This is a genomic window from Streptococcus sanguinis (assembly GCF_019928825.1).
Lineage (GTDB): Bacteria > Bacillota > Bacilli > Lactobacillales > Streptococcaceae > Streptococcus > Streptococcus sanguinis_L.
Map to the genome: position 1 here is coordinate 311,299 of NZ_JAHZOP010000004.1, position 15,742 is coordinate 327,040.

The window sequence follows — 15,742 nt, forward strand, 5'->3', positions numbered from 1 at the left end:
TAGTCTTGGTATTTTTTCTGCTATTTATTTCTAATAAAACAATAATAATCCATCCGAGTTTGATTAAAAAAATAATTTGTAACTTTTTTGTAATGAAAGTAGACAAAGAATAGAAAAATGATAATAAAAATTGCAGTTTACAAGGCGTAAATTATAATTTTTATGTTATAATTGATATGTATATGTCATATTTGCTTATCATATACGAGTACTATCATTTTTAGTTTGGTAATAAATCTTGATTTAAAATCGGCTGAAAATGAGGGGGTAGACAGGTGATGGTGTGCCTGCCAGCATTTGTCTAAAATAAAATATAAAAAGAAGGAGGACCGCATTCAAGGTGAAACAAACTTATCATAAAGTGTCTCATGCTCTGATGACTTTGCTGCTTTTGGTATCAACCTTTCTTCCCTTGTTAAGCTCAAGTCCTAGGGTTTCTGCTGCAGAGTTAGGTGAAAGTGATTATCAGCTAACTACAGATGTCACTATTAATACTAATCCTTTAAAGGATACAGGCTACGGTGAAGGTAAATTTTACATTGCTCCGACCTATACATTTGAGGATAGCAAAGTATTAAATAATGGTGATACCATGGTTTATCGTGTTCCATCACAGTTCAAAATTGAGCGAACTTTGGAGGAAAACATAAGTGCACCGGATGGTACTGTTGTTGCCAAGTTGGTGACAGATCCTGTTACCAATACAGCGACCATTACTGTCACAAATGCTGAGTATTTTGCGAAAATGCCAGATACCAAGCGTATTCAATCTTCTTTCACAGTGGTTTGGGCTGATAATATGCCTTATGACCAAGAGCAAGAAGTTAATTTCCCAGGTGCTAGAACCTATAGGCTGAAGCGTATCAAGGTTGATGAAGAACCTCAGGGGTATTCCAAGTGGGGTGTTCAGGATTCTAAGGATCCAAACTACGTCAACTGGCGTATCCGTGTCAATCGTGATGTCCAAAATCTTGGTCAAGTTGTCATTGAGGACGCTATTCCAGAAGGTCAAGAGCTGGATGAAGATTCAGGGATTACAGGTTACTACTTTACTGAGTGGGAAGGTGCTTCTGGCACACGTAAATCCTTTAACCCAAGCGATGTCGTTTCAATTACAGACTCCAATCATTTCACAGTTAATGCTGGGGATTTGAGTGGAAGAGGTATTTATGTTATCTACCGGACTCGTTTGACTGAGCCAGTAGATAAGGTAACCAAAAAAGCCTTTAACGATGTAACCGTTACATCTAATGGGCAAAAGATGCCTGATTTGTTAGCACGTCCATTCGCGCCTTTGACAACACTTGATGGTGTCGGGGAAGGTACCCGTTCTGATGAAGTTATCTTCAAAGTCAAAAAGGAATTGACTGGCCGCAATTTGGCAGATGGTGAATTTACTTTTGATTTGATCAATAAGGATGACAACGACAAAGTTGTTCAAACGGTAACAAACAAAAACGGTGCCGTAACCTTTAAGAAACTTCGTTTCAAAAATGAGGGAACCTTTAACTATGTCATTCGTGAACGAGCAAGCAATCTGCCGGGTGTGACAAATGATGCCAATTCAGACATCAATGTTACTGTTACTGTAACAGACAACAACGGCGTTAAGACAGCAGCGGTTACCTATGACCGTGATGCTTTCACCAATACATACAAGTTAGAGCCAGCAACTGCAGCGATTACCGCTAAGAAAGTTCTGGATGGTAAAGCACTTGAAGCTGGTAAGTACACTTTCAAGCTGACTGAGGTTGGCGGAAATAACGTGGAACATCAAGCAACAAATGATGCTAATGGTGATATCAAGTTTCCTGAAATCAACTATGATAAAGAAGGGACTTATACCTACAAGCTGACAGAAGTAGCTGGAAATGAAGCTGGAGTAACGTATGACAGTAAAGAACATACTGTGACTGTCACAGTGACTGAAAACAATGCTAAATTGGAAGCTGCTGTCGCAGGTAACAATCCAACATTCACCAACAGTTATAAAGACTATGGTGTCAGCTATGAGTTTCTCAGCTCTAACCCAGCCTATCCAAACCTGCCAAAAGAAGTAACGGATTTGCTTCCAGCAGATACTAATCGCTACACTAGTGGTACTAATGTAGACGCTAAGCAGCCTGCTAAAACAAGTGTTACAGTTACTGAAGGCACATGGACTTTCGAAGGCTATGCAGAAACGAATGCACAGACTGTTGCGGATAAGGACCTTAAATTTACTGGTAAATGGAATTTCACTCCAGCGCCGAAATATAAGGTGACGTATGAATTTGTAAGCGCAGATCCGAATCGCGCCTTACCAGCAGAGGTAACAGAATTGTTGCCGACCGATGCCAATGAATACACAGATGGTACTGCAGTTCAAGCGGTTCAGCCAGCTAAGGATTCTATTGAAGTAACTGGAGGTACTTGGAAATTCCTTAAATATGACGCGGATAGTAAAACTATTGCAGGCTCAGATGTCAAATTTACAGGCACATGGACATTTGAAGCTAGACGTCCACAAGGACCAACACCACCACCATCTTCTTCAGATTCGACACCACCACCGTCATCATCTGGTGATAAACCAGGCGGTTCGAAAAATGGAACCCCAGGTAATTCATCAGATAAAGATGGAAAAGATGTTACTGGATCAGCAACTGGCAAAAAAGTTTTGCCGAAAACTGGCAGTGAAACATCTATCTTTGCGATAGCAGCAGGATTTGCTCTGATTCTTTTATCAGCTCTTGTTTATCGTTTCAAAAAAGCTAATTAGTTTTAGCTAAACGAATCATCTCAGCTCGCTGAGATGATTTTTTCTTGTGTTTGTCACCACCTATTCTAGATAATGTGCTGACGGTTAAACATATAAACTCTAAAGAAAGCAGTCATTTGAATGGCTGTTTTTACGGTGACTAATATTTTCTGACCTTATTTTGACATTCAGTGAATACTTGTTTTATAAAGAAGGTTTGTTATAATAAAATAAGAAAAAGTTTCTTTATTTAAAGGGAGATGTTGATGAAAAATAAGAAGTTTAGGGTGATTCTTTTTTTGCCCCTAGTTTTGTATCTACTGGTTTTTCAGTACGGTTATTGGGGAATTGAGCCAGAACCGGGGGTTGCTTATGGTTATCTTTACCTTTTTCTTTTTTTAGTTCCTGTTGTCATTGCTTATTTTGTAGTTGCTGTTATGAATTTTGCAACACTGATGGGGGAAGTTACTTATTTATTCAAAGGACAGCTGCTAGGGCATCTCTATCGTCTTTACTTTTCTATCTTTTTCTTTTCGATTTTGTTTTGCGGTCTTAATTATTATCAGTTGATAGCTCCATACGGCCCACAGATGAAAATTAGTGCTGGAGAAGCTTATAATCCCCTAGCACCTTATGCCATTCCTCTCTTGCTTTTTCTCTTAGGATTGTTGGGCAATCTCTTCTTTTGGGAGTTGCAAAAGATTGAAGTCCAGGAGAAGAAAGTTTAGCGGTACAGCGATAGTAATTGAGGAGTTTTTATTGCACTTAATCATTAAAAGCCTGCTGAAAATCTATTTGCTCAGGCTTTCTTTGTGCTATAATAAAGAAAAACGATGAGGAGACATTCATGAATCAAACTGTTCAATATTTACAAGAATTAACGGCTATCCCTTCCCCAACAGGCTTTACGGCTGAGGTGGCAGACTATCTAGTAAAAACGCTGGAAGGATTGGGCTATGAGCCTGTCCGGACCAATAAAGGCGGCGTTCATGTTGTGGTTAAGGGTGAAAATGATGCCCAGCATCGGGTGGTGACTGCCCATGTGGATACACTGGGAGCTATTGTTCGGGCTGTTAAATCTGACGGTCGTCTCAAGCTGGATCGGATTGGTGGTTTCCCTTGGAACATGATTGAAGGAGAAAACTGTCTAGTCCATGTGGCTAGCAATGGTAAGACTATCAGTGGGACTATCTTAGTTCACCAGACATCTTGCCATGTCTATAAGGATGCTGGGACGGTTGAGCGAACTCAGGACAATATGGAAGTCCGTTTGGATGAAAAGGTGACAAGTGAGAAAGAAACTCGAGATTTAGGAATCGAAGTCGGGGATTTTATTTCCTTTGATCCGCGTACCACTGTTACCGAGTCAGGCTTTATCAAGTCCCGCTTTCTGGATGACAAGATCAGCGCAGCTATTTTGCTCAATCTTTTGCGCGTTTATAAAGAGGAAAATATTCAGCTGCCGGTGACTACTCATTTTGCTTTCAGTGTCTTTGAAGAGGTTGGTCATGGGGCTAACTCCAGTCTGCCGGAGCAAGCGGTGGAGTATCTGGCTGTTGATATGGGGGCTATGGGTGACGACCAGCAGACAGATGAGTATACGGTTTCCATCTGTGTCAAGGATGCATCAGGACCTTATCACTATGGCTTCCGTCAGCATTTGGTAAATTTGGCTAAGGAGCAGGACATTCCCTACAAACTGGACATCTATCCATTTTACGGGTCAGACGCCTCTGCAGCAATGAGCGCAGGAGCAGAAGTCAAGCATGCTCTGCTAGGCGCTGGCATCGAATCCAGCCACTCTTATGAGCGTACCCATATTGATTCAGTTGTTGCGACAGAGCGAATGGTGGACGCTTATCTAAGAAGTGGCTTAGTGGAGTGAGAAATCAAATTTTAAAAAAATCATCTGAAACGCTTGCATAAAATTGTAAGTTGTGAGATATTGTTATATAGAATTACTTTAGGTTAAAAGGGAGAAAATGAAAGTAGTTTGTGTGGATGCTTGTATCCGTTCTAGGGCATTTGGGATTGACATTGCCCTCCGCAATCGATTTGAGCTTTTTGAAGAAATGAAAGTTCCTTATGAATTGTGGGTTTCTAAAGCAGATACAGATATATATGCTAATGCCTCTTCTAGGCAGCTTGTGCTGGATAGTTATGAAGCCTTGGGAATCGATAGGAGTAAAGTTCGTTTTCTGGGCATAGAATTAGCCGGCAGGAGTCTGCAGGAGTTTGCTGAGGAGGAGCTTGAGCCAGAAGACTGGCTGATGATGGAGCGTTTGGATATTCCAGAAAATGTTCTCTTGAGACGTGAGCAAGATTTTCATGTAGGTCGCGTCCTTCATCAGGATCATATGATTGCCCTCGGACAAGAGTTAAATAAAAAGGTGATGAGCTGGCTGGATCAGGATGTGTTAGACTCTTTGATTTTGGTTGGGGAAGGCCAAGAGTCTTATCTGCCTCAAAAGATGAGGGATAAGGCCCTCTTTATTCCAACAACCTATGCGGATCAAGTGATTCAATATCCAAGAGTGAGAGTCTTTGATCCAGAGGATATTCGTCTGGTGACAGTCAGTCGTTTGTCTGAGGAGAAAAATGTTCTGTTATTGCTGAAAATCATGGCTTTGCTCAAATTTAAAGGGTATGAGCAATTTAGATTAGATATCTATGGAGATGGTCCAGATATGGCCATGCTGCAAGATGTCGTTCAGCTCAATGATTTGGAAGATATGGTTCATTTTAAGGGCTATCAGTCTCAGGTGTCTTATCAGGCTTATGATGCCTATATCAGCTCATCCCTATCGGAAGCCTTTGCGACATCTCTTTACGAAGCTCTAGTTAATGGCTTACCTCTGATAGGTTTGGATGTGCGTTATGCAAATCGCGCTTATATTAAGCATGGAGAGAATGGCTGGCTGATACCGCAGAATGACGCTAATCAATATATTCTCCATCTAGAGCGATTTAGCCAATTTGGAGAAAAAGAATGGGGGGAATTTTCGGCAAGATCTAAAGAACTTGCCAATCGTTATCACAAAGAATTACTAGTCAATCTATGGGAAAAAGTTTTTAAAATGTCAAAAATAGGAGATTAAAAGGAGAATAATATGAAAAAGAGTTTAGGGAAAAAAGTAGAACTGGGAATGAAATTAGTCCCAATTCCTCTGTCTTTACTGCTTGCTGGGACAATGGCAGTGACTGTGCAGGCTGAGGAGGTAATTAGTGAAACAGAGGGGAATCAAGTCCAGAATAATCAGTCGACTCCTCCTATCACTCAAGAACTGCCAAATGATGGTACAATCAAAAATACACCAGTAGAGGGACCTTCTGGTCTAAGTATCTCGGAACAAGGAGAAAATGGCGCAGCCCAAGTCACGCCTGAAATCAAACAGTTAGCTCAAGAATTTTATGACTATCATACTCAGGAAGAGAGCTATGAAATAACTAAGGCTGCAACCATGACATCTGTCATGCCAGAGATACAGTCAGTAGAGCAAATAGAAGAAGCAGCAAAAAAGTATGATCATGCTTATGCTATACGCAAGATAGATGGTGTTTTTAAATACATTGACTTAAAAGAAGTAGAAAATTTAAATCTAGTTAGAGATGAGGATTTTAGACAAGTTCCATCAAAAAGAGTATCTAGTTGGGAGTCATTTATCCAAAAGAATACAGCCCTTTTCTTTTTGAATAAGTGGGAGTCTATATTGAATGTAAATCCAACTCCAGAAGAAGTAGCTAAAATACCAAAGGCTATTATTCCACGCTCCGAATTGGATTTGACAGTTGATGAATCTATGCCCAAAAGAGTGTTTTTGAGGACAGCGTATACTCCATCAAAATGGGATGGGATAACCTATGAAGAAGCTTTTTCTAGAAAATATCTGCCTGAGTCAGATCGTAGGATTTTATCTATGAAAGAGATAAGGCAAATATATTCTGAAAATCCAGATATGTTCCGAGTTGATGCGTATCCTAGTGAAAGGAGATTGGCTGAACGAGTACCTATTAATCCGTACTTTCAGAAAATTGTTATTAATCAAAAGGAAATTGATTTTGATGTCCCTAATTACAATACGAATCTAAAGATTGGATTGCTTGATACACGAGATACGGATCCCTTAGCCTTTGGTTATAGAGAACCCAATGCACCATGGAGACAACACAATTATCGTTTCACTGAGTCTCAAATTGGTAGAATTTTTCGACTAGATCGTATGGGATTAGAAAAATATAACGACCTAGTGTATATCGACTGGCTGGGCAATAATCCGACTGTAATGCCACCTTGGTTTGGTGAAAACAATATTAAAACCTTCCACTACAAACTGTATCTGATGAAACCTCATGACAGGACTCGCTATTATATCGATAGAGACTATACGATCCAAATTGAGGGTGTACATAATTTAATTGAGACGCCTGATGGTGGACTTAAATCTGTTGAACCAACTTTTTACAGGGGAGGTAAGACATTACTTGGCTTAGAAATTAACCAAAAGGGCATAGATGCAGCTTTTAGAACGGTCAAAGCTGAAGGCTTCGTCTTTAAAGTTTCAGATGTTAAGAAGGTTAATGAGAGAGAGATCGGACCGGGCAAGGTTCTTGTCCGTTACCAAGACGAGCAGGGGCATGCAATTGCTAACCCTATTAAGGATGAGCAACCAGGTACGACCAGATACACAGTCAGCCCTAAACCTCTAATTTCCTATAATAACAAGCTCTATACTTATAAATCTCGGCTAGCATACTATGATGATGAATCGGGAGAGTATGAATCGGGAAGAACCAAAGAAATCGTCTATAAGTATGAACTCAGCCAGTTCCAGCTTCCAAATGATGCACCAAGCGAGGACAAGCCTGTCTTGGAAATGACCCGCTTTGTAGATGAATCAGGTCAAGAATTATCAGACCCAGAGCGCGGTTTAGTAGCTTCTAAGACTATCGCTGGTTATGACTACCAGTCAAGCAGCGACGAGGACGGCATTCGTACTCATGTCTATCGCGCCATTGTACATGAAGTACCGTCAGACGCTCCAAGAGAAGAACGGCCAGTCTTGGAGGTGACCCGCTTTGTAGATGAATCAGGTCAAGAATTATCAGACCCAGAGCGCGGTTTAGTTGCTTCTAAGAGTATTTCCGGCTATGACTTCCAGTCCAGTACTGACGAGGACGGCATTCGCACGCATGTCTATCGCGCCAGCGTGCATGAAGTACCGTCAGATGCTCCGATTGTGGACAAGCCAGTCATGGAAATGACCCGCTTTGTAGATGAAAGTGGTCAAGAGCTGTCAGACTCTGAGCACGGTTTGGTAGCGTCTAAGAGTATTTCCGGCTTTGACTTCCAGTCAAGCAGCGACGAAGAAGGCATTCGCACTCATGTCTATCGTGCCAGCGTGCATGAAGTACCGTCAGAAGCTCCGATTGTGGACAAGCCGGCTATTGAAATCACTCGCTTTGTAGATGTAGAAGGAAGACCTTTAGCAGCTGAGGAATTTGGTTTGCTAGATGCTAAGACTATTGAGGAGTATGGATTCGTTTCTGTATCAGATGCCAATGGCGTTCGCACTTATGTTTACAAGCCAAAAACGCATACTCAAACACCTTTGGGAACAGAAACTTCTGAGCAGAAGAGTCCTGTAAGGGTTGAAAAATCTGAGACCAGTCCAGTTCTATCTCGAGTGTCCAAACATCAATTACCAAATACTGGAAACACAAATTCATCATTCTTGGGAGCAGCAATTATCAGCCTTTTGGCTTCCTTTAGCTTACTATATTCCAAGAAAGAACGAAAAAAATAAGGCCAATTTGGTCTTATTTTTCTTTTTCATATTTTTTCTGTGACCTATTTAACACTCCAGACACTTACTGATTTTTCCTCCACAGGGAATTCTCCCCAGCCTTGATCGTCAATGGTTACGATTTGGGAGCTATTGCTTAGATAGTCACTGAATTCTCTGCCTGCCCATTCTGTGCCAATTAGCATGGATTTGCTAGCTGCTTGGTCATTGCTGATAAGGACAGCGATGGGTTGACCATCCTCCTTGCCTTGACGAGTCCAGCCGATACAGTTGGCATCGTCGAAGTAGTCGGTCTGCTCACCATAAGCAAGATTGAGGCGGATATCTAGGAGTTTATCCAATACCTCTTGAAAGCTCTCTTGGGCAAATTCTCCGCTAATGCCATAGTAGTCTCCGTAAAAGACGCAAGGCAATCCGGCTTCTCTTAGAAGTATGAGAGCATAGGCCGCAGGCTTGAACCATTCTTCAACTGTAGACTCTAAAGCCTGACCTCTCTGAGTATCGTGATTATCCACAAAGGTCACAGCTGATTCGGGGTGATTTTTTGCAAGTGTTTGGTCAAAAATAGTTCGTAGGTCATAGTCTGCTCCAGATTTGCTGGCATCAAATAAATTATGATGAAGTTTAACATCGACTAGATCAAAGCGGTAGTCAATATTTTCTAGATAATCGTTATTGGCCTTCTCATCGCTATTCCAAAATTCCCCAAAGACATAGAAATCTTCACCGTATTTTTCAGTAATATCGCGGATGAAATTCTTCATAAAGAAAGAATCGATGTGCTTGACAGCATCTAAGCGAAATCCATGTACACCAGTGCTTTCAATGAACCAATGAGCCCAGTCGTATAGATTTTGGATGACTTCAGGGTGCTTGAAATCAATATCCGCATACATTAGATAGTCGTAGTTGCCGTTCTCATTGTCTACTAACTCATCATCTGCCCAACCTTTATTGTCCCCTTGAATGAGGAAAATGCCTGACTTGTTGTTTTTTGCATCATAGTCAGTGCCGGTGAAGTGATACCAGTGCCATTCGAAGTCATTGTATGTTTTATTGCGGCCTGGGAAGACAAACTTAGTCCATCCTTTGATCTCGAAAGGTTCTGACAAGACCTTTGTGCGGTCGTTAGGATCAACTTCAACAACAGTAAAACGCTCTTTGTAATCTGCTGCGGCCTTGTGATTGAGGACTACATCTGCAATAGCTTCGATACCGTTCTGGCTAAGTGCTTCAATCGCTCGGAGGTATTCTTCTTTCAATCCATACTTGGTGCGGACGGTCCCTTTTTGATCAAATTCACCCAAATCAAAAAGGTCGTATACACCATAGCCGACGTCATTAGAGCCTGTTCCTTTGAAGGCTGGTGGCATCCAGACTTTGCGAATTCCTTTCGCTGCTAAGTTTGGTGCATCTTCTGCCAAGCGATTCCAATGCTGACCATCATCTGGCAGATACCATTCAAAATACTGCATTAAGGTTTGGTTTTCCATATAAATTTTCCTCTTCATTCTCACTGATTGGCTTTATTGTACCAAAAGAAGCAGAAAGGCGCAATCGTTTGCGTCTTTCTGCTTCTATAGATATTTTGACATCTTTCATAGATAAAAGATAGAATAGATTGAAATAAAAGCGCTTACATAGTATAATGGACTTATTATAAAAGATTTTATCTAAAGAAAGGTGTCTTTATGAGAAAGAAAAGACTAGTTACATTACTCCTACCAAGTTTGTTACTTGCACCTTTGGTATTGGCGCAAGCTGTTCAGGCGGATGAGGCGACTCAAGCTAGCAGCGAGCGCACGGACAATCTCAAGACAGAAACAGTTGCAAAGGCTTCTGAAACTGGCTCCAAGGACCAAGAGTCAACGGCAGTAGAAACTTCAAATCAGACTTCTTCAGAAGATTCGGTGCAGGAAAAGCAAGACAAGGCACCGCTTGCGGCTGAGGGAACGGTACCTAGCCTTAGCCCAGCGCAGGAGCAGGAGCTTCTTGCTTTGGCTAAAGATGTCAGCTCAGCACCCTCCGCTGCCTCAACTGCTGTGAAAGGCCAAGATTTATCTGCCTATACTGGCGTTCTTTCAAATCCTTCCCTCTCAGATAAGGAAATAACCCTGCAAGAGGCTGTGGATGAGTTACTCAAGTGGGCAGCAGTCAGTGATTCTCAGTTGGGGAGCAGTGCCGAGGATAGAGCAAATCTTGCAAAGAGTCTGGGGATGATTGAAAAAGAGGCTGATTTGACAGCCAGTGTCCAGGGTGCTAATCTGCAATCTATGTATTTGGTTGCCAAGCGACTGCATGATGCTTATCGCTCCGAAAAGAAAGAGCCCCTCTTTTTAAATGGTCGTTCACAGCCAATTTTTCCATATAGTAGTGGTGAAGACAGATATGAGGAGTATACTTATGAAGGCAGTGAGATTGTTCGTTTCCCAGTCTATGTAGAGACTGACTACGATACGGATGGCGACGGTAAGCGAGATTTAGTTAAGGCTATTGTGCAGCTTCCTAAAGCAGTTGCTAAGGGTGATTATAAGGCTGCGACAATCTTGGAAGCTCGTCCCTATGTCGCTGGAACCTTGGACGAAGACCATGTGACGCTAGAAAGTCTCAATCTGCCGACAAACGGTTCTTATGACATGAAGAGCCTGCGCAATCAGCCAGCTAAGCGCCAGCCAGTTTCTAGCATGAGCAGTATTGATGCAGCAAAAAGAGCAATGTCATCGGCTTGGTATTATTACAGTCCATATGAGGGGATTTATGACTATGAAAACTTGAACTGGTATGATTATTTCCTCGTCCGAGGCTATGCCTTTGTTTCTAGCGCTGGTCTAGGAACCAAAGGTTCTGAAGGTTTTAATACAACTGGCTCTGATTTAGAAATTGAAGCATTTAAAAATATTGTCGAATGGATCAATGGTAAACGAACGGCCTACACAGATAGGACTAATAATATCGAAATCAAGGCCGACTGGGCTAATGGCAAGGTCGGTATGACTGGTCTATCTTGGGCTGGTACGACAACTTTCGGTGTGGCAACGACTGGCGTTGAAGGCTTGAAAACCATTGTTCCAGCAGCTGGAATTGCCAGCTGGTATGATTATTTCAATAGTCAAGGGTCGGCTTACACCAATCCGCCCTACAGTGATTTATCTTGGCTGTCGCTCTATGTTGCTACACGGTTGCTGGATCAAAAAGATTGGGCTGCTATCAGTAACAAGTATGCTGACTACATTAATCAGTTAAATAAGGACCAGAATGCCCACGGCCGCAACTACAGTCCGGTTTGGCAGGAACGGGATTATACACTGCATCCAGAAAAGATAAAAACAAGTGCCCTGCTAGTTCATGGTTTGAATGATGACAATGTCAAAACCAAACACTTTGAGCTCATGTATGATGCGCTAAAAAAAGCCGGTCAAGATGTGAAACTTTATCTTCACCAAGGAAATCATATCAATCCAGCTGCCGTATCAAGAGGTTTTGGTATTACAGCTAACAAGCAAGATTTTTATGACTTACTCAATACCTGGTTCTCTCATTACCTTTATGATGTAGAAAATGATGTCAGCAAACTTCCTGCTGTTTTAGCACAAAATAACTATGATCCCAATAAATGGACCAGTTATGATGATTGGAAAAGCAGTAATCGTTTGATTCTGACAGCTCAGTCCAAGCGCTTAGAAGAAACGATTTCCAGTGACTATGCGGGAGCGGGGATTGATACCAGCAAGCGTGATGAAGCGGTTAGCAAAGCTTCTTCTAAAGCTAATTTGACCTTTATGACAGATGTCAAAGAGGATATGACCATTAAAGGACATATCCCAGTCCATTTCAAGGCGGCTCTGGCAAAGGGGGGTGGCAATAATCTGCAGGTCAATGCTCTCCTAGTAGATGTATCAGACCAAGAGTTTGATGTGGTTGGAAACGGCGCAGCCAGTGATGAAAGTCAGAAAGATGGCTTCTGGATGGGCAGCAATCTCAGCAATATGGATATCAAAAATTTTGCGACTGTCAAAACCAAATACAAAGTCATTGCCAAAGGATGGGTCAATCTGGCTAATCCAGAGTCGGGCTATACACCGTCTAGCTCGCAAAATAGTATTGTTCCTCAAATTGGTCAATTCCACGACTATACAGTCTATTTGCAGCCTAATCTCTATACGGTGAAAAAAGGCCATAAGCTTGCTCTGGTTTTCAACACTTATGACCCAAGCGACCTCACGATTGATCGTCAATATGAAGTGACTTTCAAGACGGACTCCATCAGTGCCCTAATACCTACTTTGGAAGCTAGTCGTCTGCAAAAGGCGAACTATGTACCGAATGCTCTTGATACAGCTTATGCAGCTCTACCAGAGATTATTGGTGCAAAATTAGTCGCACCAGCAATTTTAGAAGTTCCTGAGTATATCTTAGATAGCGAGGAAGGCGGAGAAGTTCCGTCAGTTCAGTTAGCGGTTCACTATGCAGAACATTATGATCAGGCAGTAGGAAAAGTTCAGAAGATAAGCAAGCAGCAAGCTCCAGCTGCCTTACCTAAAACCGGAAGCAATTCAGATAAGGGAATCCTACATCTTGGCCTGACTCTGCTGGTCAGCACACTAGGCTTATCTAGTTTAGCAAAGAAATACTCACAACGTTAGTGGTTCTGTTCAAAAAGCAGCTAGAACTTCATAGTTAGATGAAGTTCTAGCTGCTTTTAGCTTTATCTTGTATCCGACCTTAGGCAGAGACGAGACAAAAAGCCGCAAAAAGAGTATACTAATCTGTATAGAAATCGGTAAAGGAGCTCTCTTATGATTGAATTTAAAGATGTCACTAAAGTTTATGAAGGAACGGTAGCTCTCAATCAGTTGAATCTGACCTTGCAAAGCGGAGAAATCGTCGGTCTGATTGGTCACAATGGCGCCGGAAAATCTACTACCATTAAGTCATTGGTCAGTGTTATCAATCCTAGCAGTGGTCAGATTTTTGTGGATGGGAAAGAATTATCCGCTAATCGCTTGGAAATCAAGAAAAAAATTGGCTATGTAGCTGATTCACCAGATCTATTTTTGCGTCTAACTGCCAATGAGTTTTGGGAACTGGTAGCGACTTCTTACGATATGACAAATGCTGAAGTAGAAGAGCGATTGGGAAATCTGCTCCATCTTTTCGACTTTGGCTCTCATCGGTATGAGGTCATTGATTCATTCTCTCATGGGATGCGGCAAAAAGTTTTTGTCATAGCTGCGCTTTTGTCTGACCCGGATATTTGGGTGCTGGATGAGCCGCTGACGGGTCTTGATCCGCAGGCAGCTTTTGACCTCAAGCAGATGATGCGGGAGCATGCAGATAAAGGAAATACAGTTCTCTTTTCAACCCATGTCTTGGAAGTTGCAGAGCAGCTCTGTGATAAGGTAGCTATTCTCAAAAAAGGGAAATTGATTTTCTATGGAACCATTGAAGAACTAAAAGGCCAACATCCAGAACAGTCTCTTGAAACCATCTATCTTGGTCTGGCAGGCCGTAGAGAAGAGGTGAGTCCTGATGCGCATTAAAGCTATAAAAAAACTTGTTGATATCAACATTCTCTATGCCATTCAGCCGTCTCAGCTGCAGCAGTACCGCAAGATGCAAGCTAAGAATCCTGAGCGCAAGGTCAATGTATCGCTGAAGGCTATCCGCATGTATCTGATCTTAGGACTGGTCTATCTCTTTCTTTTCGGTTTGATGGGCTCCCTGAACCAACTGGTTGGTAATCCTGGTCTCTTTGCCAATTTGGTTTCTGCTTTTGCTCTTTTTTCTATGTCTCAGGGCTTTCTGGTCTTTTACAATGTATTTTATGAAAGCAAGGACTTGCAATCTTACCGTCCCTATGCTTTTAGCGAAGCAGAAATCATCGTCGGCAAAAGCATTTCAGTTATTCTGACCTTGCTGATTGCCATTCTTCCTATGTTTAGTTATTTCTTGGTTTTGGCTTTTCAAGGTGGTAATCCTTTCTTGGGGCTGCCCTTGGCTCTGCTTGCTATTCTGATTTTAAGTTCAGTTATCACCTTTCTGATTTTGATTGCCGTCCATTTTATTACCAAGACAGCATTTTTCAGGAAGTACAAGACCATCCTGTCCAATGTCATTCTGGCTCTTGTTTCCGTCGGATCCTTTTTCCTCTATTTTATGATTAATCAAATGAACAGCAGAAGCGTCATAAATCGTACAGAGGTCAAAGCTTTCTTCCCGCCAGTTCAAGCTTTTTATGATTTTATTCTTCATCCTTTTCATACAGCTTCCTTGCTGGGATTTTTGGGATGGGTGGCAGTTGCAGCTCTTCTATTTTTCATCGTAAAGACCAAGGTGATTCCAGAGTTTTATGAGGCAGCTCTCATGACGGGTTCCTCAGTAGGAAAGCGGGAGCGCGTGCATGACATCAATATTGCGGAAGCAAAAAATCTCAAAAAGTTTGTCTGGCGCTACAATATCAGGCTCTTGAGCGAGGGTTCTGTCATTATGCAGGCCATCTTTATGTCGGCCTTTCTCCCTTACATTGTCATTTTCAGTATGGGACTGGGCATGATACAAGGCGGCCTGTCTTTGACTCCTTATCTGGGACCACGTTTCCTCTTACCAATGATGGCCCTGGCTGTTTTGATTGCAACACTAAACTCAGGTGGCAGCAACCTTACGGCTATTGGGATTTCTCTGGAAAGGGAAAATTTTGATTATCTCAAGGTTCTCCCCTTTGATTTGAAGCAGTATATTCATCTGAAGTTTTGGCAGCTCTTTGCCGTCCAGTCTATCCTGCCTTTGACCTTGCTCTTGATAACCAGCCTTGTTTCCGGTATGCATCCAATGACTTTCTTGGGCATGGTGATTGTTTGGGCCTTGATTAGTCTAATGTGGAGTTCTTGGGGTTACTACCGAGACTATAAGCATCTGGTGACCAATTGGTCCAATGTCACAGAATTGATGAGCCGAGATAACAATATGGTGAAAACTCTTCTAGCTATCGCTCTGATTTTAGGAATGTTGATTGTCATTACTCTTCTCTTCTTTATATCCAATGTTCTTGCGCCCCTGGTAATTTATACGATAGTCGCTCTAGTTTTAGCAGGCTTAGCTGTGTTGTCTTACATAGTCCACAAACACTACATGAAAAAGCTGAATGAAGAGTTAGCAGTATTTTATTAAACAAGCATCAGGAAGTCGAAAGACTTTCTGA

General features: G+C 41.9%; 10 protein-coding genes. 8 read left to right on the forward strand and 2 right to left on the reverse strand.

Features of this window, described 5'->3' with window-relative positions:
* The first annotated feature begins 340 nt into the window (after positions 1-340).
* The 5 genes from K1J09_RS09575 to K1J09_RS09595 all read left to right on the forward strand — a co-directional run bounded on the left by K1J09_RS09575 (position 341) and on the right by K1J09_RS09595 (position 8,544).
* The gene (locus tag K1J09_RS09575; protein WP_125330980.1) at positions 341-2,761 is read left to right on the forward strand and encodes an SHIRT domain-containing protein; all 2,421 of its coding nucleotides are present in this window, start codon (positions 341-343) and stop codon (positions 2,759-2,761) included.
* Between the two features lie 239 nt (positions 2,762-3,000).
* Positions 3,001-3,468 (forward strand): ABC transporter permease, encoded by a 468-nt coding sequence (locus K1J09_RS09580; protein ID WP_124764795.1) that lies wholly within the window; start codon positions 3,001-3,003, stop codon positions 3,466-3,468.
* 119 nt (positions 3,469-3,587) lie between these two features.
* Positions 3,588-4,625, forward strand: a complete 1,038-nt coding sequence (locus tag K1J09_RS09585) for a M42 family metallopeptidase (RefSeq protein ID WP_124764793.1) — start codon at positions 3,588-3,590, stop codon at positions 4,623-4,625.
* A 97-nt stretch (positions 4,626-4,722) separates the two neighbouring features.
* A complete protein-coding gene (locus K1J09_RS09590; RefSeq protein ID WP_124764791.1) occupies positions 4,723-5,838 on the forward strand; it encodes a glycosyltransferase in 1,116 nt (371 codons plus the stop codon).
* A 12-nt stretch (positions 5,839-5,850) separates the two neighbouring features.
* Positions 5,851-8,544, forward strand: a complete 2,694-nt coding sequence (locus K1J09_RS09595) for a MucBP domain-containing protein (RefSeq protein WP_124764789.1) — start codon at positions 5,851-5,853, stop codon at positions 8,542-8,544.
* 44 nt (positions 8,545-8,588) lie between these two features.
* Here K1J09_RS09595 and K1J09_RS09600 read toward each other — a convergent pair whose 3' ends face one another.
* Both K1J09_RS09600 and K1J09_RS09605 read right to left on the reverse strand, forming a co-directional pair.
* A complete protein-coding gene (locus K1J09_RS09600) occupies positions 8,589-10,055 on the reverse strand; it encodes an alpha-amylase (protein WP_223323979.1) in 1,467 nt (488 codons plus the stop codon).
* Positions 10,006-10,146: a hypothetical protein gene (locus K1J09_RS09605; RefSeq protein WP_223336030.1), complete on the reverse strand. Its 141-nt coding sequence runs from the start codon at positions 10,144-10,146 to the stop codon at positions 10,006-10,008. The genes K1J09_RS09600 and K1J09_RS09605 overlap by 50 nt, the downstream gene beginning before the upstream one ends.
* Before the next feature lie 89 nt (positions 10,147-10,235).
* Here K1J09_RS09605 and K1J09_RS09610 point away from each other — a divergent pair, with 89 nt between their 5' ends.
* The 3 genes from K1J09_RS09610 to K1J09_RS09620 all read left to right on the forward strand — a co-directional run bounded on the left by K1J09_RS09610 (position 10,236) and on the right by K1J09_RS09620 (position 15,711).
* On the forward strand, positions 10,236-13,187 hold the full coding sequence (locus tag K1J09_RS09610; RefSeq protein ID WP_223323980.1) for a CocE/NonD family hydrolase: 2,952 nt from the start codon (positions 10,236-10,238) through the stop codon (positions 13,185-13,187).
* A gap of 153 nt (positions 13,188-13,340) precedes the next feature.
* The gene (locus K1J09_RS09615) at positions 13,341-14,084 is read left to right on the forward strand and encodes an ABC transporter ATP-binding protein (protein ID WP_002933943.1); all 744 of its coding nucleotides are present in this window, start codon (positions 13,341-13,343) and stop codon (positions 14,082-14,084) included.
* Positions 14,074-15,711, forward strand: a complete 1,638-nt coding sequence (locus K1J09_RS09620; RefSeq protein WP_223323981.1) for a hypothetical protein — start codon at positions 14,074-14,076, stop codon at positions 15,709-15,711. The genes K1J09_RS09615 and K1J09_RS09620 overlap by 11 nt, the downstream gene beginning before the upstream one ends.
* Positions 15,712-15,742 lie beyond the last annotated feature (31 nt).